We start from the raw sequence: 21,119 nt of genomic DNA, 5'->3' as shown, positions 1-21,119 counted from the left end.
TTCGAAGATGACGGACCAGACAGACCTGTCTGTCTGCCTGACGGGAGCGATACTAGACAGACCTGTCTGTTATAGTCAAGGCATGGCTGTGAAATCCCCCAAGGCACCGGCCCGCAGCCGGATCCTCGACACCGCCGGCCGGCTGTTCTACGCCGAGGGCGTGCACACCGTCGGCGTGGACCGGATCATCGCCGAGGCCGAGGTGGCGAAGGCGACCTTCTACCACCACTTCAAGTCCAAGGACGGCCTCGTCCTCGCGTACGTCGAGGAGCAGAGCCGCAAGCAGCGCGAGGTCGCCGACCCCGTGCTGCGGGGCGCCGCGCCGCCGCGCGAGCGGCTGCTCGCGGTGTACGACTTCATGGGCGAGTTCGGCACGGGCGCCGACTATCGCGGCTGCCCGTTCCTCAACACCGCCGCCGAATACCCCGACCCCGAGCACCCGGTACGCCGCGCCGTGGCCGCGCACCGGCTCTGGTTCCGCGACGAGATGCGCGACCTGCTGACGGCCGACGGCCACCCGGACCCGGAGCGCACGGCGGACATCCTGCTGGTGCTGCGCGACGGCCTGGCCACGGGATTCGACCTGGACGACAAGACCCGGCTGCGGGCCACGGTCCGGGAGGCGCTGGAGCGGGTGCTGCGGGCGGGGTGACGCCGTCCGGGCCGTGCCGGGGTGATGTCAACGACACCCCCAACATGCCTGCTACGCCCCGTGTTCGGCGCATTCCCCTGCGGAAGAGTCGGAGGCCACCGGATGGTGTCCAACGACTCGGGAGGCCCGACATGCTCGACCGCCGCCAACTCCTCGGAACAACAGCCGCCATCACCGGCGCCGCGCTTCTCGGCTCGACCGGCCCCGCCCGCGCCGCGGCATCACCACGGGCCGGCACCCGCCCGCTCCTGCTGACCCACGCCACCCTCATCGACGGCCACCGCACCCTGCCGGACCGCGCCATCCTCATCCGCGGCGACCGCGTCGTCGCCGTCGACCGGACGGCGCAGATCGCGATCCCGCCCCGAGCGACCGTGGTCGACCTGCGCGGCAAGTACGTCATCCCCGGCCTCGTCGAATCGCACGCCCACACCTCGGGCCCCAAGGAAGTCGCGGCGCCGGTCTTCCCGCTCGCCGGAGTCACCGCCGTACGCGAGATGTGGGGGCAGCCCGTCCACCACGACTGGCGCCGGGAAGTCGCCGCCGGGAAGCTCCTCGGACCCCGCTGGGTGATCGCCAGCCAGATCCTCGACGGGCCGCCGACCCTCTTCACCAACGACACCGGCAGCGAGGTCATCGAGGTGCGCGACGAGGCGCAGGCGCGCCGGGCCGTGCGGCGGGTGCGGCAGGAGGGGGCGGACTTCGTCAAGGTCTACTCGCGGCTGAGCCCGCCCGCCTACCGCGCCATCGTGCACGAGGCCCGCAGGCTCGGCATCCGCGTCGCCGGGCACTGCCCGGACGCCGTGACCATCGCCGAGTGCGCCGCCGCGGGGCAGCAGACCATCGAGCACCTGCACGCGCTGCTGCTCGCCACCGCGACCCCAGCAGCCGAGCGGGAGATCCGGCGCCGGCTGGCCGAGGTGCGCCTCGATCCGCGCGAGCCGTCCAGCCTCAAGCGCTACAACACCTGGTTCCGCCAGGTGCACGCGATCGAGCACGAGGCCGTCCGGCATTACGACCCGGAGCGGACCCGCGCCCTCTTCGACCGGCTCGCCGCGCACGGCACCCGCGTCGTGCCGACCCTCTCCGTCCACCACTCCCTGGAGTGCCCCGACGAACTCCCCACCCACCAGGAGGAGTCCAAGTACGTGCCGCCATGGATGGTCGCCGAGTGGCCGGCCACCTGGGAGACGCTGACCGGCAACCGCACGCCGCGGGAAGCGGCCATGATCCGCCGGATCTACGTCCACCGGCTGCGGCTCGTCGCCGAGTTGCACCGCAGCGGCGTCGAGCTGCTGGCGGGTACCGACACCGGCACCGGCTATCTGGTGCCCGGCTTCTCGCTCCACGGCGAGCTGGCCCTGCTGGCCGAGGCCGGGCTGCCCGCGCACCGGGTGCTCGCGTCCGCGACCACCGCCCCGGCCCGCATGCTGCGGCTGCCGGAGCAGCGCGCCGACTTCGTGGTGCTGGACGCCGACCCGCTCGCCGACATCCGGCACACCCGCCGTATCGCCGGGGTGGTGGCCGCGGGACGCTACCTCGACCGCGGCGAACGGGAGCGCGCCCTCGCAGAGCTCGCCCGGGCCGCGGCAGCGAGCGAGCCGCCCGCCCCCGCGGCGACGGCGGCGGCAGCGCGGCCGTCCCGTTGCTGCTGAGTCACCACCGGTCGTAGTGCAGCACGCTGCTCAGCGGCTCCCGCGGTGCCGGCTTGAAGCTGTCGCCGGTGTAGTAGGCGGTGGGGATCAGGGCCGCCTGGAAGACGTTCGCCGGCAGGCCGAGGATCTCCGCGACCTCGCTCTCGTACGTCAGGTGCAGCGTCGTCCAGGCGGTGCCCAGGCCGCGGGAGCGGGCCGCGAGCATGTAGCTCCAGGCGGCCGGCAGCAGCGAGCCCCACAGCCCGGCCTGATTTCCGTCGGAGAGCTTCCCCGACGTCACCTGCAGACACGGGATCAGCAGCGCCGGGACCTGCCCCATCCGGTCGCCCAGATAGGCCACGCTCCGGTGCACGCGCTGCTGCACGGCGCTGCGCTCCGGGTCCTCCGCGAACAGCTTCCCGGCCGCGCCCTCGGACTCCAGATAGGCGTCGCAGGCCCGCTTGTAGACGGCGCCCACGGCCGCGCGCTGCTCGGGGTCGGTGATCACCAGCCACTGCCAGGACTGCCGGTTCGAGCCGCTCGGCGCCTGCAGCGCGATCGTCAGGCACTCCTCGATCAGCTCCCGCGGCACGGGACGGTCCAGGTCGAGCCGGCGGCGTACGCTGCGGGTCGTCGTGAGCAGCTCGTCGGGGGTCATGAGGGCACCTCTGAGGGGGGACAGCGGCTGGCAGCAATATCTTCGGCCACCGTAACCGCGGGTCCCGGCACGCCACGCGGCGCCCGTCACCCGCGGCGCAGCGCGAGTGCGCGCCGCGGATTGCCCGTGAGGGCGGCGTCCGCCGTGCTGCCGAGGCCGGCGGCGCGCAGCCTGGGCACGAAGGTCCGCAGCAGGTACGGCAGGCCGGGGCCGCCGCCGAGCGTGGTCCAGTACGAGCGGCGGGCGAGGTCGCTGCCGAGGAGCAGGCGGTCGGCCAGGCCGCGGTCCGTCAGGTGGGCGATCAGGTCGACGATTTCCGAGTCCGGGCCGTACTTCGCCCGTCCCGGCATGTCGAAGGCCAGATACGCGCCGCGCTCGGCCAGCGCGGCCAGCTTGTCGGGGTCCGGGTCGTGGTCGATGTGCCCGAGGATCACCGCGTCCTCCGGGACGCCCTCGGCGGCGAGCGCGTCGAGCAGCTCGTACGCCATCGTGCCCTTGTCGCAGTGGGTGGCGACCGGCGCGCCGGTGCGGCGGTGAGCCTGGGCGATCGCGGGAACGAGGCGGCGGATGCCGGGGCCGAAGCGGTGGTACTCCGCGGCGATCTTGATGATGCCGGCGCGGGCGGGGGAGCGGTGGATCACCGGGCCCGCCAGGCCGTGCACGTCCATGCCCGCCTCGATCTCCGCGGTGAGCAGATCGGCGACGGTGTCCACCGGGTAGTGGTGCAGCCAGTGCAGGTCGTCGTAGTAGCCGGACTTGTGGAAGCCGGTGGTCGCCACGATGTGCACGCCGGTGCGCTCGGCGATCGCGCGCAGGCCGTCCGGGCTGCGGCCGAAGCCGAGTGGGGTCATCTCCACGACGGTGCCGAGGCCCAGTTCCCGCGCGGGTCCGACCTCCGCCACCGCCGAATCCACGCTGTCCAGCCGGAAGTCGGGCTCCTGCCGCACCGGCCAGCCGCCGGTCATCAGCAGGTGCTCGTGCGCGAACACGACGCCGAGGTCGGCCCCGTCGATGTCGCCGAGCACGGTCCGTACGGCCTGTACGGTCACAGGATCACTCCGTCCGCCAGCAACTGCCCGCGCAGCTCGGCCACATCCACCCCGCCCGGGTCCGCGCCGCGGCGTACGGACAGCGCGCAGGCCGCACCCGCCGCCTGGCCCGTGGCCATGCACTGCGCCATCGAGCGCACGGAGGCGTGCGCGTCGTGGGTGGCGGACAGACAGCGGCCCGCGACCAGCAGCCCGCGCAGCGTCCGCGGCACCAGGCAGCCGTACGGGACGCCGTAGGTCAGGCCGGTGCGCGCGCCGCCCACATACGCCCACACGGTGCCGGTGCCGCCGTCGTGGTCCTCCACCGGGGCGCCGCAGCGGGCGATGGCGTCGGGGAAGTCGCGGGCGGCGAGCACGTCTTCGCGGCGCAGCACCGTCCGGCCCGCCAGCCGCCGGGATTCGCGGACCCCGATGCGTACGGAGGTGCCGGTGAGGACGGCGTCCTCGTAACCCGGCACCCGCTCGCGCAGGAAGCGGAGGTACTCCGCCGCCTGCCGGCGGCCCTCGCTTTCGGCCCGGGAGAGGTCCCAGGGGTCGGTGGGGTCGAGCCCGGTGACCCGGGTGAGATTGGTGTGGCCGGTGCCGGGGTGGACGGTGCGGTGCACCGAGCCCTCGCGGCGCGGGAGGTCGTAGGCGCCCGAGGCCGCCGCCTCGGCCATCAGGGCGTGCAGCTTCCGCGACGGCGTGGCCGTCAGGTCCACGCCGGCGATGCGGAAGGTCGTGGTCATCGGCTGCAAAGGGCGCTCCCGGCGCGGCCGTTCCAGCGCGCAGCCCGCCCGCCAGGCCACCTCGGCGTCCCCGGTCGCGTCGATGACCGCGGCGGCGCGGACCAGCCGCGGCCCGCCGGCGCAGTCCACCGCGAGGCCGGTCACCCGGTCGCCGTCGAGGACGACGCCGGTGACCCTGGCGTGCAGCAGCACGTCCGCGCCCGCGGCCGAAGTCAGCTCGTCCCAGACCGCCTTGAGCGCTTCCGGCTCGTACGTGACGCCGGTCCCCGCGCCGTATGTGTTCGGCCGCTCGAAGGCCTCGCCGCGGGCGGTGAGCGCCTCGCACACCTCCCAGCCGATGCCGCCGACGACCCGTGGGGCGTCGGGCCCTGGCGCGTAGAAGCCGTAGAAGGTGTCGAGGACGGCGGTGCCGGTGCCGCCGAGGAAGCCGTAGCCCTCGATCAGCAGCGTACGGGCGCCGAGCCGCGCCGCGGCCACGGCCGCCGCACAGCCGGCGCTGCCGCCGCCCGCCACCGCGACGTCGCCCTCCCAGAGCAGCGGCAGCGCGGCCGCCTCGGCTTCGGTGAGTCTCGCCGCAGTCATCGCAGATGCCACCCGCCGTCCACCGGAAGCACGGCCCCGGTGGTGCGTCCCGAGGCGGGGGAGAGGAGCCAGCAGACCGCGTCGGCGATCTCCTCCGGCAGGCAGGCGCGGCCGCCCAGCGGCATCAACTCGCCCATCCGGGACCGGATCGCGGGGTCGCCGAGGGCCCGTACCGCCATGGGCGTGTCGACGAGCCCGGCCGCCACCAGGTTGATACGGGTGCCGCGCGGTGCCGCCTCCAGGGCGGCGGTGCGGACGAGCGGGACGAGGGCGGCCTTGGCGCTGATGTACGCGGCGGTGAGGAAGTCCCGGTCGAGGGTGGTGGCCAGCGCCGAGCCGATGACGACCACCGAACCGCCCTGCCCCATGGCCGGGATGGCGGCCCGCAGCAGCCGGAACACCGACTCGTGGTTGACCCGGTGCACCTCCGCCCACGCCTCGTCGGTGACCTCGGTGACCTTCCCGTCGCCGAGGCGGCGCCCGGACATCCCGACCGCGTGCACGACGCCGTCGAGGCCGCCGAGGGTCAGCTGGGCTTCGGTGACGGCCTGTTCGGCGCCGCCGGGGCGGGTGACGTCGGCGGTGTCCGTATCGATGTCGAAGACCGCGTCGCCGCGGTCGCGGAGCAGCTTCACGCAGGCCGACCCGATGCCGCCGCGGGCGCCTACGACCAGCACGTTCACTGGGCGCCCCGGAGCACCTGTGCCGCGCGGCGGGCGTGTTCGAGGTAGGCGGACTCGAAGAGCTCCTCGGATTGCCGCGACCCCACCAGGCGGGTGCTGGTGATGACCGGCGGCCGGTGGCCGGCCTCGGTGAGCAGGCGGGCGGTGCGCACCTTGATCTCGTTGACCACCGCGACCGCGGCGACCGTGGTCGAAGGACCCACCGGGCCGCCGAGCCCGTCGACTTCGCAGAGTGCGTCGCCGAGCGGCGTGCAGAGGTCGATGGTGAGGTCCGCCGCCTCGCACAGCCGGGTGCCGCCCGAGTGCCGCGGCTCGCCGGCGCTGGTCTCCGCCATGGACGTGACGGCGACGACGAAGACGCCCGCCTTGCGGAGTCCGGTCGCCAGCTCCACCGGTACGGCGTTGAGGCCGCCCGCGCTGAACACGATCGCCGCGTCGGTGGGGCGTGGCGCGTAATTGGCGAGGATCTTCTCCGCCAGGCCCTCGACGTTCTCGATGAACATCGCCTGCCGCATGCCGTTCGCCCCCGCCACCTGCGTGTAGAAGGTGGTGGACAGCTCGACCAGCGGCAGGAAGCCGGGGTAGGAGCCGTAGCGCGGGAACATCTCCTCCACCGGGATCCGCGAGTGCCCGGTCCCGAAGGTGAAGACCACCCCGCCCCCGCCGATCGCCGCGGCGGCGCGCCGGCTCGCCTCGTCGATGGCCTCCTGCTGCGTGTCCTCGATGGCGGCGAGGACGCCCATCGCCTGCCGTATCCAGCTGCTGCTCATCGGGCTCCCTCGTACGAGTCGGACGGGTCGGGGGTCGGTTGCCGGGGCGGTGTGGCGGGGGAGCGCGCGGGTGCGCGCGGGTCTGGTGCCCACGGCGCGGCCGCCCGCGATTCGGCCTCCCGTGCCCACAGGGCCGCGCCGACGGCCCCGGCGATCGGGCCGAGGGCCGCGGGTTCGACGGTGCACGGGCCCAGGAGCTCGTGCCGGCGCGCGAGTTCGCGCTCGACCCAGGGCCGCAGCAGCGGCAATGCGCCGGCCAGGCCGCCGCCCACCACGACGCGCTGCTGGCCGAAGACGGCGAGCCCGTCGCCGAGCCCGCGGCCGAGCGCCCGGCCCGCACTGCCGAACGCCGCGAGCGCGGCGGGATCGCCGGCCCGGGCCGCGGCGGCGACGTCACGGGCCGTGAGGTCGCGGGGGGCGGGGGTTTGAGGGCGATGGGCGTCGGCCCGAGATGGATCGCTGCGGGGCAGGCGCGCCCCGGGGCCATCAGGCGCGGCCCGCGAGGCGTCCGCAGCGGGAGCGGCCGGGCCGTCTGGGGTCTGCGCGACTTCGGCCGGGCCGTCCGCGGTCTGCGCGACTTCGGCTGCGCCGTCTGCGGTCTGCGTGGTTTCGGCTGCGCCGTCTGCGGTCCGCGCGGCTTCGTCCGCGCCGTCCTCCACCCGCGCGGGCGCGCTCGCCCTCCGGTACGCCGCCACCAACCCCCGCGCCCCCGCGTACGCCTCGACGCACCCGAGGTTCCCGCACACGCACCGCGGGCCCTCCGGATCCACCGTCAGATGCCCGATCTGGCCCAGGCTGTCGCGCCCGCCCACCAGCATCCGACCGCCGAGCGCCACCGCGCCGCCCACACCCGTGCCGAGCACCACGAACAGGCACTCCTGACGCCCCGCCGCCGCACCGAGCCGCAGCTCCGCCAGGCCGAAGGACAGTGCGTCGTTGACGACCGTGACCCGCGGCACCCCCGTGCGCGTCGCGAGTCGGTCGGCGAGGCCGTAGCCCGGCCACGCGGCGCCGTGCAGCGCGGGCACGTAAAGCACCGTCCCCCGCGCCCGGTCCACATGCCCGGGCAGCGCCACGCCGATCCGCTGCACCTCCGGGACGACCAGGCCGCCGATGGCGTCGACCACCGCCTCAGGACCGGTGCGCGGCGTCGGCAGCGAGCCCTCGGCGGCCCGCTCGCCGTTCTCCTCCAGCAGCGTCCACTTCACCGCGCTGCCGCCCACGTCGACGCCCAGGCTCAGCCCCACCGGACCTCCCCGGCGCCGCCGCCTTCGACCTCGACCCCGGGCGCGGTCAGCACTCGCACCGGGCCCGCGGCCCGCAGCTGCCCCGAGCCGTCCGCGCGTACGGTCAGCTGCCGGCTCGCGAAGTCGGCGCCGGCGCCCACCCGCAGCCGCCCGTCCGCGTCCGGCTCGACGCCCAGCAGCCGCAGATAGCCGAGCAGCGGCTGGGCGTGGCTGTGCTGGTTGGCGACCGGCCAGGCCTGCATGGCGATGCCGAGGTCGGGCAGCGTCCAGGTGTGCCCTGGCCGGGCGGACTCGGGCGCGAGATAGGAGTCCGGGCCGGACAGCGTGCCCTCCCAGACGTCCGGATACGCCTCGGTGTGCGCGTGCAGCGTCATCCGCCGCCACTCGTCCCAGGCGTAGTCCGGGTCGATACGGGCCGCCGCCCACACCAGCGTCATGTTGATCGCGTACCAGATCGCGCCCCGGTCGCCGCGCGGGTCCGGCCACAGCAGCCGGGCGCCGAGCGGGGACGCGGAGCGGCACAACTCATCGATCGTGCCCAGCAGTTCCTTCGCCCGCCGCTCATCCGCCGCGCCGCACAGGATCGCCCATGGCTGCACCTCAAGCCACAGCTTGTCGTCGCCGATCGGCCCGGTCGCGGGCCCGTACCCGCGCCGGAACCAGCGCCCGTTCCACTCGCCCGCGACCCGCTCGCGCAGCACCGCCCCGTACGCCGCCGCCTCCGCCGCGGTCGCGTCGTCGCCGATCCTGCGGGCCAGGCCCGCGTACACGGGCAGCACCCACGCCGCCATCGCGGAGTTGAGCACGGACTCGCCGTGCTCGATCATCGCCTCGCGGTCCTCCCCTGTCTCGTCCAGGACGAGGTCGTTCCAGTCGGCGTTGCGGATACGGACGTGGCCGTGGGCGCCGGTGCCGACGACATCCGTGAAGTACCGGAACTGCCGCCGCAGATGCTCGGCGAGCGGCACCGGCTCGGCCCCGTACTGCGGATGGAAGCCCACCGGCTCGGCGAAGGCGGCGATGTCCCCGGTGGCCGCCGCGTACTCCGCCGCCAGCCACAGCGCCCACAGGTTCTGGTCGCTGGGCCGGAAGAGATCGGTGCGCGCCGCCTTCGTGCCGTCGAGCATGTACGGCAGCTCGCCGTCCGGGCTTGCCCAGGCGCATGTGTTGCGGAGCACCGACAGGGCGAGGTCCGGCTCGGTGTAGATCAGCGGCAGTGCGTGCTGCAGCGGGTCGCGGGCGGCGCCGTTGAAGCCGTGCCGGTACGAGTACGCCGAGCCCTGGTCGAGGGTGTGTCCGCCGAGCACGCCGTCCGTGCAGGCGCCGCCGGTGAGCAGCGCGGTGTGCCAGGGGATCTCGCGGGCGGCCTGCGGCGCTCGGGGCGCGTGGGCGGTGGGCAGCCGGTTGGTGAGTGCGACGAGGCTGTCCTCGTACGCACGGGGCGGGTCGGGCTCGGAGCCGTCGTCGAGGCCGCAGCGGAACCAGAACGTCTCCGTGGTCCCGGGCGCCAGGTCCAGCTCCGCCCCGACGGTGAGCCGCCCCGTCGCCCCGGTCGCCCGCTCGCCGCCCAGCCGCTCCAGCAGCAGCTCCGGCGGGTCACCCACGGGGACGGGCTCCGGCCGTGGCCCGACGGTGATGTCCATCAGGTGCGGCCGCACCTCCCACTCCTCGGTGAGCCGCCCGCGCAGCGGCGCGGCGCCGCCGGAGTTGGTGACGTCGACCCGGATCAGCACCCACGGCGCCTCGCCCTCCGGGCACAGCACCGTCCGCTCCAGCGCCACCGGACCCTGCTGGGACCGCACCCGCGCGAACGTCGGCCCGAACAGCCGCTCCGCGCCCGGTGCGTCGCTCGCCACCACACCCTCGATCCGGCTGACGCCGGTGCCGTGCGGATACGGCTCGGTGAGCCAGCGCAGCTGCGTGTGCTCGTCCCACAGGCCGCTGCGCCCCTCGTTGTCGGCGACGAGGGTGATGCGCCGGTTGCCCAGGTGCACCCACCGACGGCCGGTCGGCGGGTCGAGGACCGGGTCCCAGTCGTCGACCGCCGGGCCGGCCGAGTACCGGAAGGCGGGGACGCCGTGCACCGTCGTCCAGGCACCGAATTCACTCATCCGCTGCGGCTCCTCGGCTCAGATTCTTCAGCGCCTGGTTTTGCCAGGCGGAGTTGGTGGTGATCTCCGGTGTCGTACCGGTGAAGGCCCCGGCGGCCGTCCCGTCGCCGGCCAGCCGGTACCGCAGCCACGCGGTCAGATAGCCGCGGAAGCCGCCGCCGTTGCCCTGGATGACGTTGTGGCCCGCCCCGGTGAGCACCGCCATCGCCGCCGCGCCCGGCACCCGGTCGTAGAAGCCGCGCAGCGTGGCGGGCGGCGCGATGATGACGTCCTGGCTGCCGCCGAGGAAGAACACGGGGTGGGTGAGCCGCTCTGGGTAGAACTCGTCGCCCGGGCTGACCCATCGCTCGTCGGGCAGAGCGACCGGCACGGTCGTGGTGATCAGCCCGCCGGACGCGGTGGTCGCGTTGACCGCCCCGCCCGCGCCCTGTGAGTGCCCGGCCGCGCCCACCCGTCCGGTATCGAGCCTGCCCTCGAAGACGCTGCCCGCCGCCCCGTTCTGCGCCACCAAGTAGCGCGCCCCGTCCAGCATCTCCGTCCCCTTCGCGGTCGCGGTGGACACCGACGCGACCACCGCGAACCCCCACGAGGCGAGGTGCCGCAGCAGCCCGTCGTACGCGGCCGGGGTGGACCCGGTGCCGTTGCCCCACGTGACGATGGGCGCGAGCACATCTCCCGCGCCCAGGTCCGCCGGGTACACCAGGCGGTAGCCGGTGACGTCCGCGGCGGTCACCGGCCGCGGCCCGGGGGCGGCGTACCGCTGCTCGACGGCGTCCGCGGCGCGGGCCGTTCCCGTGCTGCCGAGCGCGGTGAGCGCGCCCGCGGCGGCCGCGCCGAGGAACCCCCGGCGGCTGAGGCGGCTGCCTGAAGACATGATCGGCTCTCCTCTACTTCTTGACGCCGCCGAGCGTCAGCCCGGCCACGTAATAGCGCTGCAGCATCGCGAGGAGCAGCAGCGGTGGTACGGAGATGATCAGTGCTGCGGTCATCATCAGGTGGTAATTGGTGCCGTGTTCCGTCTGGAAGGTGGCCAGGCCGATCGGGAGGGTCCACAGGTCGCGGTCGTTGGCGACCAGCAGCGGCCAGAGCAGGTTGTCCCACTGGGCGAGGAACTGCAGCAGGAAGAGCGTCAGCAGCGCGGGCCGCAGCAGCGGGAACGCGACCGTGCGGAAGACGCGCAGCTCGCCGGCGCCGTCCACGCGGGCGGCGTCCAGCAGCTCGCCGGGGATGCCGAGGGCGAACTGCCGCACCAGGAAGACGCCCAGCGCGCTGACCGCCATCGGCGCGATCATGCCCTGGTACGTGTCGATCCAGCCGAGCGAGCGCACGATCACGTACATCGGGATCATGATCATGGGCGGGGCCAGGGCGAGGGTGCCGATCACCGTGCCGAAGAGCAGCCGGCGGCCCGGGAAGCGCAGCCGGGCCAGCGCGTAGCCGGCGGCCGCGGACAGCGCCACGTCGATGAAGGCCACCGAGAACGACAGGATCAGGCTGTTGGCGAGGAAGCGGCCGAAGCTGCCGCCGAAGACGTCGGCGACGTTCCCGGCGAGGTGGAAGCCGTTGAAGGTGATGCCCCGCAGATCGGTGTCGTCGCCCGCGGCGGCGATGGACACCATCACGTACACCGGGATGAGCATCACCAGCACCAGCAGGGTCAGCGCGGCGGTGGTGACGATGCGATACGTGCGGCTGGGGGTCACTCGTCCTCACCTCCGCGCAGCACCCGGAACTGGGCGGCGGACAGGATCAGCATCACCAGCAGCAGGACCACCGCCAGCGCCGAGGCGTAGCCCATCTTCTGGAAGCCGAAGGCGTTGTTGTACAGATACAGCGGCAGCACCTCGGTGGCGTTCGCCGGTCCGCCCTGGGTCAGCAGATACGCCGGGATGAACGACTGCATGGCCCCGGTGACGGCGATGACCAGCACGAACAGCAGGGTGCGGCGCAGCAGCGGCAGCGTGATGCTGAAGAACGTCCGGACGGCCTTGGCGCCGTCGAGCGCCGCCGCCTCGAAGACATCGCGGTCCAGGCCCTGGATCCCGGCGGTGAAGATCAGCACGAACAGCCCGAGGTGCTTCCACACCACCATCACGATCAGCGACCACATCGCGTAACGCTCGTCGCCCAGCCAGGAGATGTGGCCGCCGCCGAGCCCGTCGAGGGTGGTGTCGGCGAGGCCGCCGTCCGCGTAGATGATCACCCAGATGATGCTGGTGGCGACGAACGGCATCACCGCGGGCACCAGCAGTCCGGCCCGCAGCAGGCCGTTGACCTTGCCGGGGCGGGCCAGGGGGAGTGCGGCGAGCAGCGCGAGGGCGACGGTGGGCACGACCGAGCAGACGGTGTAGATCGCGGTGACCTTGATGGAGTTGTGCAGCTGCGGGTCGTCGAGCAGCCGCCGGTAGTTCTCCAGGCCGACCCAGTTGGCGTCGCCGGCGAGGGCGTAGTCGGTGAAGCTGAGATAGACGGTGTTGCAGAACGGCAGCACCCAGAAGACGACGAAGAACGCGGCGACGGGGAGGGAGAGGGTGATCCCGGCGCCCGCGGTGCGGCGGCGGCGAGCGGAACGGCGCTGCCCCTCGGGCCGCTTGGCCACCCGCGCGGCGGGGCCTGCCGGCGCCGCGCGGACCAGGCTCACAGGACGCTTCCCATCCGCTGGTCGAAGGCCTTCGCGGCCGCCTTGGGCGACTGGGAGCCCTGCGCCACCGCCGCCATCGTGTCGGTGAGCGCCTTGGCCATCTCCGTCCAGGGCTTGATCTGCGGGCCGAAGTCGGCGTGCGGCTGCTCCTTCGCCATCAGCTGCAGCGCCTTGTCGCCCTTGACCAGCTCCGGCCAGCCCTTGACCGGGCTGATGATGCCGGCGTCCTCGACCTGCGGGCGCTGCCGCTCCTTGTCCTGCAGCCAGTTGACGAAGTGCCAGGCCGTGGTCTGGTTCGACGAGCCGCTCGGTACCGACCAGCACCAGCTGTACGCGGGGGAGATCTGCTTGCCGCCGGACCACTTCGGGACCGGCGCCACGTCGAAGTCACGGCCGAACTTCAGCTTCTTGTTGTACGTGGTGAGCATGTCGATGGCGAAGTAGCCGGAGAAGGTCATCGCGGAGGTGCCCTTGCCGAACAGACCGGCGCCGAAGAGCGGGTCGCGCAGCTTGGCATTGCCCAGACCGGCGACGTACTCGAGGGCCTTCACCCCGGCCGGCCGCGACAGCACCGCCCGCTTGCCGTCGTCGCCGAGGATGCCGCCCGTGCCGCCGGCGAGCGCCGTCAGCTGCTGCACGCTCCACTGCGGTTCGCCGATCACCCACTGCATGCCGACCTTCGACTTGTCGGAGTTCGTCAGCCGCTTGCTGAACGCCTCGACCTCCTCCCACGTCCGCGGCGGCCGGTCCGGGTCGAGGCCGGCGTCCTCGAAGCGGTCGCGGCGGTAGAGGAGGAAGACGGTGTTGAAGTCGACCGGGAGTCCGTAGATCTTTCCGTTCACGGTCACCGGCTCCAGCCCGCCCGGCTCGAAGCGGGCGGCGAGCTCGTCGGTACTGGACGCCTTGAAGACCTCGGGCACCAGCGGCGCCATCCGCTGCTTGGCGACATGGTCGTGCAGATGCCACGCGCCGATCTTGCAGACATCGGGCGACGTGCCCCCGGTGAAGGCGGTCAGCAGCTTCGTGTCGTACTGCCCGACCGGAATGAACTGCGGCTCGACGGTGACCTCGGGGAACTCCCGCTCGTACTGCTCCCGCAGCTTCATGAAGACCTTGTGGTACGCCCCGGACTCATGCATCCACACGAACAGCGTCCCCTTGGGCTTCGCGGCCGCGGCCGCCTTGCCCTTGGGCTGTTCGGCGCCGCTGCCGGAGCCGTCGTCGGACGAGCCAGGGGTGCAGGCGCCCAGCAGCCCCGAGCCCGCCAGCAGGCCCGCGGCGGAGGCGCGCAGCAGGTGCCGCCTGGTCGGATCGGTCATGGCTTCGCATCCCTTCGGAAAGGGCCCGGGGATGGTGCTTTTCGGGCTCAGACGAGTGGCCGGGCCTCCCCGGCCGCGGCCGAGGCGAGCAGCGGATCGGTGCCGGACCTGTCGGTGAGGGTGGAACCGGCGCCGCCGGTGAGCGGGACGGTGAAGGAGCACATGTCGCCGCGGGCGTGCCGGATCGTGTACTCCAGCCCGGTGCCCTCGGCCGTGCGCGTCGTGCGCGCGGTGGCGATGAGGGCGGCGGCGACCGGCACGTTGAGGGCGCGGGCCAGCCGGTGGTCGGCATTGACCGCGACGATCGACTCGCTGCCCTCGGCCGGCGCGAGCCCGTAGTCGCCGCCGAGCAGGTCGTAGAGCGAGCCGGTGAGGTCCTGGTCCAGCAGGCCCGGCACCAGGCGCGCGGGAATGTGGGCGCGCTCGAGCATGCACGGCTCGTCCTCCAGCAGCCGCACCCGCTCGATCTCCACGACCGGCTCGCCCGCCGGGATGCCGAGCCGCGCGGCGATGTCCGGCGCGGCCGGCACCGTCTGCCCGCTGAGCAGCCGGGTGGAGGGCCGCCGCCCCCGCTCCCGCATGGTCTCGGTGAACCCCGCGGGCCGGCGCCCGAGTTCGGTGGGGATGCGGCGCGGCGCGGTATACGTGCCCGAGCCCTGCCGCGTGGCCAGCAGCCCCTCCTGCACCAGGTCGGCGATCGCCTTGCGGACGGTGGCCCGGCTGACGCCGGCGTAGTCCATGAGCGCCTTCTCGGAGGGCAGCAGGGTGTCCGGATCGCACTCGGCGATGACGGCCCGCAGCCGCTCGCGGAGCTGGTAGTAGAGCGGCACCGCCGCCCCGGGGGAGACGGCGAGCCGGTGCGCCCAGTCGTCCTCGGTCACGTTCCCTGCCTTCATTCGTACGGGGTGGTTGTACGGATGAGTGGGATGGTTGACCTGTGGAGGGGCGGGCGTCAAGAGAGTTATCCGTATCAATTTCTGGTCGACGTCGAGGTATTGACGTCCGGCCCTGCCCCGTAGATACGGTTGTCCGTACCAATTTCCCTAGAGGTCGAGCACCAGGCGCTCCCCGCGGCACCGGGACACGCAGATCATCATCGTCTCCCCGGCCCGGCGCTCCTCCTCGCTGAGCAGCGAGTCGCGGTGGTCCGGCGTGCCCTCGACGACCTCCGTCTCGCAGGTCCCGCAGGTGCCCTCGGTGCAGGAGTAGAGCACCTCGACGCCCGCCGCCCGCACCGTGTCGAGCACGGACGCGTCGGCCGGCACGGTGAGGGTCCTGCCGGAGCGCGCCAGCTCCACCTCGAAGGCGTGCGCTGCGCCGTTACGGGCCGTGGCGCGCGGCTCGAAGCGCTCCACGTGCAGCGCCCCCGGTGGCCGGCTCCCGCACAGCTCCGCCACGGCGTCCAGCAGCGGGCCCGGCCCGCAGCAGTAGACGAGGGTGTCCTGGCGCGGCTCGGCCAGCAGCGGCGCGAGGTCGAGGAGACCCGACTCGTCCTGCGGGGCGAGGGTGACCCGCGCGCCGTAGTGGGTCAGTTCACCGGTGAAGGCCATGGAAGCGCGGGTACGGCCGCCGTACAGCAGCGACCACTCGGCGCCCGCCGCCTCCGCCGCGGCGGCCATCGGCAGGATCGGGGTGATCCCGATGCCACCGGCGATGAAGACATAGCGTGCGGCGGGGTGGAGCGCGAAGTTGTTGCGCGGACCGCGGGCCCGGACCTTCGCGCCCTCGGACAGCTCGTCGTGCACGTACGCCGAGCCGCCCCGCCCGGCCTCCTCCCGCAGCACCGCGATCCGCCACCGGCGCCGGTCCGCGGGATCGGAGCACAGCGAGTACTGCCGGACGAGCCCCTCGCCCAGCAGCAGGTCCACATGCGCGCCCGGCTCCCAGCCGGGCAACTCCCCGCCGTCCGCGCGGCGGAGAGTGAGCGCGAGCACCCCGTCAGCGACCCGCTGCCTCCCGTCCACGACGAGTTCGAGGGCCGGCTCGCTCATGACGCGTGCCCGACGGGGTGGGCGAGCATCCACTGCCACATCTCGACGGGGTCCTCCGTGACGTGCTCGGCCCCGCAGTGGCAGACGCCGTGCAGCAGATCCGTGCCCGGCATCCAGTCGACGCGGTACACCTCGGCGGTCGGGCCGCCGCTCACGACACGTGCTCCACGGGCTTGGCGCCTTCCTCGGCCAGCCGGGTGAGGATGCGCCGGGCCGCGAGGCCGCCGGTGTCGATGTTGATGCTCAGCTCCTGGTAGCCGGACGGCTCGGCGTCCAGGGCGCGTTGCAGGACGTTGAGCGCGTCGACGTCCTGCATCACGACGGTGTGGTTGAAGTCCCGTAGAAAAGCAGTCACCTCAGCGTCGTCCTGCGCGAAGTCCCGCGACACGGCCCAGAAGTCGTAGACGTGCCCCGGAGCCGAGGGGGTGATGGCGTAGGTGATCTCGGTGTGGAAGGCGTCCGGGTCGGTGCCGTCCGGGTGCGGCAGGACGCCGACGGGTGCGACGCGGCTGTGCAGTAGGTACAGGCAGGGGGCGTGGTACTCGATGTCCTGCCAGCGGGTGATGCGGCCCTCGATCCCGGTGGAGCGGGCGTAGAACGGCGGGCACGCGGCGTCGTCCATGTGCCGGCTGACGCGGACGATGCCGGCGCCCTCGTCGACCTCCGTGGTGATCGGGGTCTCGGCGACCTCGGGGGTGCCGATGTAGCCGCCGTGCAGATACGTCTCGTGGGACAGGTCCAGCAGATTGTCCACCAACAGCCCGTAGTCGCAGTCGATCGGCTCCATGCCGCTGACCGAGGTCCACCCCGGGTCCGCCAGGTGCCGTGCCCGCGGGATGGTGGCCGGGTCGGCGAGCGCGGGGTCGCCGATCCAGACCCAGACGAAGGAGTCCTGCTCGACCACGGGATAGGAGCTGACCCGCGCCGTGCGCGGCACGCGCTTCTGCCCCGGCACGTAGACGCAGGCGCCGGTCCTGTCGTACGTGAAGCCGTGGTAGCCGCACACCAGTTGGTCGCCGTCCAGCCGTCCCTGGGACAGCGGGTAGCGGCGGTGCACGCAGCCGTCGGCCAGGGCGACGACCTCGGCCGCGTCGTCCTCGGTCCGGTAGAAGGCGATCGGCTCGCCCAGGATCCTCCGGCCGAGCAACTCCCGGCCCACCTCGTGGCCGTAGGCCGCGACGTACCACTGGTTCCTCGCGAATGCGGGCATGGCGCGCTCCTCTCGCTGCGGGCGGACTCGCTCCGCCGGCACCAGCGTTGGGACCCGGCGCGCGGCCGGACAACGGCGCTTCCGCCTGACGGAAGCCTTGTCGTCAATGTTGGGCGGATTATTGACGGCAGTCAGAATTTCGCCCTACATTCCGGCACCATGCCAGTACGCCTCGCCCGTACGCTCACCGCATTGGTCGCCGCGGCCGCCCTGGCCACCACGGCACCGGCCGCCGCGCAGGCGGATGTCGCCGCGCCGCCGCGGCACTTCACCGGCACCCTCGCCGACGGCGCCACCTGGATCGCGGACGTACCCGCGGACTGGAACGGCACGCTGCTGCTGTTCGCCCACGGCTTCGGCCCGACCATCGCCCAGAACGCGCCGAACCCCGCCGTCCGGGACCGGCTGCTCGCCGACGGCTACGCCCTGGCGGGCTCCTCCTACGATCCCGATGGCCCGATGTGGGCGCTGGAGAGCGCCGAGCGCGACCAGTTCGCCACGATCGACGCCTTCGGCCGCGCCGTCTCCCGCCCCGAACGCACCATCTCCGTGGGCCAGTCCATGGGCGGCCTGGTCAACGCGCAGATCGCCCGGGACAGCCGCGGCCGGGTGGACGGCGCGCTGGGATTCTGCGGCCTGGTCTCCGGCGCCGTCGACCTCGACAACTACCAGCTCGACGCCGAGTACACCCTCGCCCGGCTGCTGCTGCCCGGCGAGAACGTGAAGCTGGTGGACTTCGCGGACGCGGCGGAGGCCGCGGCGACCGCCAACCGGCTCACCGCCGCCGTCGTGGCCGCCCAGGCGACGCCGCAGGGCCGGGCCCGTATCGCCCTCGCCGCCGCCTATCTCAACCTCCCCGACTGGTCCTCGGGCGCGACGCCGCCGGCGCGGCACGACGCCGCGGCGCGCCAGGAGCAGCAGTACGCCTGGCTCGCGCAGGGGCTGCTGTCGTTCATCGAGGGCGGCCGCCACAGCATCGAGCAGTCCGCGGACGGCAACACCTCCTGGAACAAGGGCGTCGACTACGCCCACCTGCTCAAGGACTCGGAACACGCCCCCGTGGTGCGGGAGCTCTACCGGGCCGCGGGCCTCGACCTGCGCGCCGATCTCAGCACCCTGACCCGGGACGCCGCCGTGACGGCCGACCCGGCGGCGGTACGCAGCGCACAGCGCACCTCGTCCGCCGGGCAGGGCCTGGACGTGCCGCTGCTGAACGTGCACAACACCGCCGACCAACTCGTGCCGGTGCAGCAGGAGAACATCTTCGCCGACCGGGTGCGAGCGGCAGGCGACGGCGCCCAGCTGCGCCAGGCCTACGTCGCACGGCCAGGTCACTGCGCCTTCACCACCGCCGAGTACGTGGCCGCCGTACACGCCATGGACCAGCGCATCGACAGCGGCCGCTGGAACGGGCGGGCCACCCCCGCGGCCCTGCAGCGGGCAGCGCTCGACCTGGGCCTGGACGGCGCGGCCTACGTGCCGTACCGGCCGAGCGAGCTGGTCGTCGGGCGGGAGGGCGACGGTGGGCGGCGCTGAGCCGCGCCCGCCGTCAGGCGGACGCCGGGCCCGGCTGCCAGCCCAGCGCCCGCGAGATGCCGCGCCCGGCGAGCCGCACGGCCGGGATCAGCGTCGGCGGCTGCGCCCCTGCCGCGTGCACGACGAGGGACACCGACGCCACCACGTCGCCGCGCGGCCCGCGCACCGGCGCGGCCACCGACAGCGCGTCCTCGGTGATCTGCCGGTCGCTCACGGCGCAGCCGGCGCGCCGGACCTCGGCCAGGGTGCGGCGCAGCCGGGCCGGATCGGTCAGAGTGTGCGGGGTGAAGCCCGTCAGGGGCCGCGCGCACGCCTGTTCCTGGACGGCCGCGGGGCTGTGCGCGAGCAGCACCAGGCCGACGCCGGTCGCGTGCACCGGCCAGCGGGCGCCGACGCGGCTGCGGACGCCGACCGCGGAGCGGCCGGAGATCCGCTCGATGTACACGACGTCCAGGCCGTCGCGGACGGCGAGCTGGACATTCTCGTGGGTGGCCTCGTAGAGGTCCTCCAGATACGGCAGCGCCACCTCGCGCAGCGCCCAGCCGCGCGGGGCCAGCGCCGCGAGCTCGCACAGCCGCAGCCCGATGTGGTAGCTGCCCTTCGCGTCGCGCTCGAGCGCGCCCCACGCGGCCAGGGCGCCGGTGAGCCGGTGCGCGGTGGCCAGCGAGAGGCCGGCGCGGCGGGCGATCTCGGTGAGCGACAGCGCCGCGTTGCGGTGGTCGAACGCGCCCAGGACGGCGAGCAGCCGGTCCGCGGCGGAGCGGGAGGCGCGCGGCGGCGCGGCGCCGGAGGCGCGTACCGGCGGCGGCTGTCCTGCGGGGTCCGGCATCGTCGCCGTCCGTCAGCCGGGGCCGGGTTCCGCGATGCGCAGCAGCAGCGCGTGCAGCGCGGCCCGCTCGTCGGGGCGCAGCGGGGCGAGGAGTTCGTCGGTCACCCGGCGGCCGCCCTTGTCCGTGTCGCGCAGCGCCTCCCGGCCCCGGTCGGTGAGGGCGACGATGCGGCTGCGGCGGTCGGCAGGGGCCGCCTTGCGGACGACGAGGCCGAGCCGCTCCAGGTCGTCCACGAGGGAGACGATCGCGCTCGGGTCGTAGCCGAGGCGCTGGCTCAGCTCCCGCTGCAGCGCGCCCTCCGTCGAGGACAGATAGCGCAGCAGCGCGTAATGCCGCAGCCGCAGCCCGGACTCCTCGAGCGTGGCGTTGAACAGCCGGCCGGAGCGCAACCCGAGCCGGTACAGCAGGTAGCCCGTATCGGCGTGCAAGTCACGCATCCAGGGCGGGTCTTGGTCGGCGATGGCATGCTCCGGGGATTACTGGGCTTCAACAACTATTGACGTCAACAATTATTGATCCTAGCTTCCTTCCTACTCAAGGAGAAGGGACACGATCTGTGTCTGATCCTGGTCTCGAACTCACCGGCAAAGTCGCGGTCGTGACCGGCAGCGGCCGCGGCCTCGGCCTCGCCTACGCCACCGCGCTCGCCCGGGCCGGAGCGTCCGTCGTCGTCAACGACCTCGATGCCGACGTCGCCGAGTCGGCCGCCAAGTCCCTGCGGGAGTCCGGCGGAAGCGCCGTCGCCGAGGCCGTCGCCGTCGGCACCGCGGAGGCGGCCGAGCGCCTTGTCGGCCGCGCCGTGGCGGAGTTCGGGCGGCTCGACGTCATGGTGACCAACGCCGGCATCCTGCGCGACCGGGTGCTGTGGAAGATGACCGACGACGACTTCGACGCCGTCGTCACCACCCACCTCCGGGGCACCTTCACCTGCGCCCGCGCCGCCGCCGTGCGGCTGCGCGAGCAGGGCGAGGGCGGCAGCCTGGTGCTCGTCGGCTCGCCCGCCGGGCAGCGCGGCAACTTCGGGCAGACCAACTACGCCGCCGTGAAGGCCGGGATCGCCGCCATGACCCGCACCTGGTCCATGGAGCTGTCTCGCGCGGGCATCACCGTGAACGCCATCGTCCCGGTCGCCGCCACCGCGATGACCGAGACCATCCCGGCCTTCGCCCCGTACGTCGAGGCGATGCACCGCGGCGAGCCGCTGCCCGACTTCCTGCGCAAGGGCGAGGGCTTCGGCACGCCCGAGGACTGCGCCGCGCTCGTCCCCTTCCTCGCCTCCGAGGCCGCCCGCGACATCACCGGGCAGTGCATCGGCATCGGCGGCGACAAGCTCGCGCTGTGGTCGCATCCGCAGGAGACCTCCGTCGCGTACGCCGACGGCGGCTGGACGCCCCGTACCATCGCCGCCGCCTGGCACACCTCGGTGGGCCGGGAGCCGGAGTCGGTGGGCATCCCCGCGCCGAGGGTCCCGTGACGGC

At 73.6% G+C, this 21,119-nt stretch carries 21 protein-coding genes; 4 read left to right on the top strand and 17 right to left on the bottom strand.

Going from position 1 to position 21,119, the window contains the following annotated elements:
• Nucleotides 1-82 precede the first annotated feature (82 nt).
• Both G5C51_RS00265 and G5C51_RS00260 read left to right on the top strand, forming a co-directional pair.
• The gene (locus G5C51_RS00265) at nt 83-652 is read left to right on the top strand and encodes a TetR/AcrR family transcriptional regulator (RefSeq protein WP_206313268.1); all 570 of its coding nucleotides are present in this window, start codon (nt 83-85) and stop codon (nt 650-652) included.
• A 131-nt stretch (nt 653-783) separates the two neighbouring features.
• On the top strand, nt 784-2,307 hold the full coding sequence (locus G5C51_RS00260) for an amidohydrolase family protein (RefSeq protein WP_240929270.1): 1,524 nt from the start codon (nt 784-786) through the stop codon (nt 2,305-2,307).
• A gap of 1 nt (nt 2,308) precedes the next feature.
• On the opposite strand, the gene G5C51_RS00255 is transcribed toward G5C51_RS00260, so the two are convergent.
• The 15 genes from G5C51_RS00255 to G5C51_RS00185 form a co-directional block, all read right to left on the bottom strand.
• Nucleotides 2,309-2,944, bottom strand: coding sequence for a nitroreductase family protein (locus tag G5C51_RS00255; RefSeq protein ID WP_165229457.1), 636 nt, complete (start codon nt 2,942-2,944; stop codon nt 2,309-2,311).
• A gap of 86 nt (nt 2,945-3,030) precedes the next feature.
• Nucleotides 3,031-3,993: a phosphotriesterase family protein gene (locus tag G5C51_RS00250; protein WP_165229454.1), complete on the bottom strand. Its 963-nt coding sequence runs from the start codon at nt 3,991-3,993 to the stop codon at nt 3,031-3,033.
• Nucleotides 3,990-5,303, bottom strand: coding sequence for an FAD-dependent oxidoreductase (locus G5C51_RS00245; RefSeq protein ID WP_165229451.1), 1,314 nt, complete (start codon nt 5,301-5,303; stop codon nt 3,990-3,992). The genes G5C51_RS00250 and G5C51_RS00245 overlap by 4 nt, the downstream gene beginning before the upstream one ends.
• Entirely contained in the window at nt 5,300-5,986 is a 687-nt protein-coding gene (locus tag G5C51_RS00240; RefSeq protein ID WP_165229448.1) for an SDR family oxidoreductase, read from the bottom strand. Before G5C51_RS00240 ends, G5C51_RS00245 begins: the two co-directional genes overlap by 4 nt.
• Entirely contained in the window at nt 5,983-6,756 is a 774-nt protein-coding gene (locus G5C51_RS00235; RefSeq protein WP_165229445.1) for a sugar isomerase domain-containing protein, read from the bottom strand. The genes G5C51_RS00240 and G5C51_RS00235 overlap by 4 nt, the downstream gene beginning before the upstream one ends.
• On the bottom strand, nt 6,753-8,003 hold the full coding sequence (locus G5C51_RS00230) for an ROK family protein (protein WP_165229442.1): 1,251 nt from the start codon (nt 8,001-8,003) through the stop codon (nt 6,753-6,755). Before G5C51_RS00230 ends, G5C51_RS00235 begins: the two co-directional genes overlap by 4 nt.
• Entirely contained in the window at nt 7,994-10,114 is a 2,121-nt protein-coding gene (locus tag G5C51_RS00225) for a GH36-type glycosyl hydrolase domain-containing protein (RefSeq protein ID WP_165229439.1), read from the bottom strand. The genes G5C51_RS00230 and G5C51_RS00225 overlap by 10 nt, the downstream gene beginning before the upstream one ends.
• Nucleotides 10,107-10,988, bottom strand: a complete 882-nt coding sequence (locus tag G5C51_RS00220; protein WP_165229436.1) for a poly(ethylene terephthalate) hydrolase family protein — start codon at nt 10,986-10,988, stop codon at nt 10,107-10,109. Before G5C51_RS00220 ends, G5C51_RS00225 begins: the two co-directional genes overlap by 8 nt.
• 13 nt (nt 10,989-11,001) lie before the next feature.
• Complete coding sequence (locus G5C51_RS00215; RefSeq protein WP_165229433.1) at nt 11,002-11,817, bottom strand: ABC transporter permease subunit; 816 nt, start codon at nt 11,815-11,817, stop codon at nt 11,002-11,004.
• On the bottom strand, nt 11,814-12,755 hold the full coding sequence (locus tag G5C51_RS00210; RefSeq protein ID WP_165229430.1) for an ABC transporter permease subunit: 942 nt from the start codon (nt 12,753-12,755) through the stop codon (nt 11,814-11,816). Before G5C51_RS00210 ends, G5C51_RS00215 begins: the two co-directional genes overlap by 4 nt.
• Nucleotides 12,752-14,074: an ABC transporter substrate-binding protein gene (locus tag G5C51_RS00205; protein WP_165229427.1), complete on the bottom strand. Its 1,323-nt coding sequence runs from the start codon at nt 14,072-14,074 to the stop codon at nt 12,752-12,754. Before G5C51_RS00205 ends, G5C51_RS00210 begins: the two co-directional genes overlap by 4 nt.
• 47 nt (nt 14,075-14,121) lie before the next feature.
• Entirely contained in the window at nt 14,122-14,955 is an 834-nt protein-coding gene (locus G5C51_RS00200; protein WP_165229423.1) for a UTRA domain-containing protein, read from the bottom strand.
• A gap of 162 nt (nt 14,956-15,117) precedes the next feature.
• Nucleotides 15,118-16,065 carry a PDR/VanB family oxidoreductase gene (locus G5C51_RS00195; RefSeq protein WP_165229420.1) on the bottom strand — a complete coding sequence of 316 codons (948 nt, stop codon included), beginning with the start codon at nt 16,063-16,065 and terminating at the stop codon, nt 15,118-15,120.
• A complete protein-coding gene (locus G5C51_RS00190; RefSeq protein ID WP_165229312.1) occupies nt 16,062-16,220 on the bottom strand; it encodes a hypothetical protein in 159 nt (52 codons plus the stop codon). Before G5C51_RS00190 ends, G5C51_RS00195 begins: the two co-directional genes overlap by 4 nt.
• Nucleotides 16,217-17,275 carry an aromatic ring-hydroxylating oxygenase subunit alpha gene (locus G5C51_RS00185; RefSeq protein ID WP_165229417.1) on the bottom strand — a complete coding sequence of 353 codons (1,059 nt, stop codon included), beginning with the start codon at nt 17,273-17,275 and terminating at the stop codon, nt 16,217-16,219. Before G5C51_RS00185 ends, G5C51_RS00190 begins: the two co-directional genes overlap by 4 nt.
• 159 nt (nt 17,276-17,434) lie before the next feature.
• On the opposite strand from G5C51_RS00185, the gene G5C51_RS00180 reads away from it, so the two are divergent.
• Nucleotides 17,435-18,811, top strand: coding sequence for an alpha/beta fold hydrolase (locus G5C51_RS00180; protein ID WP_165229414.1), 1,377 nt, complete (start codon nt 17,435-17,437; stop codon nt 18,809-18,811).
• Nucleotides 18,812-18,824: 13 nt separating this feature from the next.
• Here the strand turns inward: G5C51_RS00180 and G5C51_RS00175 are convergent, their stop codons facing one another.
• Together G5C51_RS00175 and G5C51_RS00170 are read right to left on the bottom strand one after the other, a co-directional pair.
• Nucleotides 18,825-19,640, bottom strand: coding sequence for an IclR family transcriptional regulator (locus tag G5C51_RS00175; RefSeq protein ID WP_165229411.1), 816 nt, complete (start codon nt 19,638-19,640; stop codon nt 18,825-18,827).
• A 12-nt stretch (nt 19,641-19,652) separates the two neighbouring features.
• Nucleotides 19,653-20,078: a MarR family winged helix-turn-helix transcriptional regulator gene (locus G5C51_RS00170; RefSeq protein WP_165229408.1), complete on the bottom strand. Its 426-nt coding sequence runs from the start codon at nt 20,076-20,078 to the stop codon at nt 19,653-19,655.
• A 119-nt stretch (nt 20,079-20,197) separates the two neighbouring features.
• On the opposite strand from G5C51_RS00170, the gene G5C51_RS00165 reads away from it, so the two are divergent.
• Nucleotides 20,198-21,115, top strand: coding sequence for an SDR family oxidoreductase (locus tag G5C51_RS00165; protein WP_165229405.1), 918 nt, complete (start codon nt 20,198-20,200; stop codon nt 21,113-21,115).
• Nucleotides 21,116-21,119: the final 4 nt, after the last annotated feature.

It is taken from the genome of Streptomyces coryli (genome assembly GCF_011044975.1).
In the GTDB taxonomy this organism is placed as follows: Bacteria; Actinomycetota; Actinomycetes; order Streptomycetales; family Streptomycetaceae; genus Streptomyces; species Streptomyces coryli.
The sequence above is the reverse complement of the archived record's forward strand: the minus strand, read 5'-3'. Positions and strand labels throughout refer to the sequence as shown.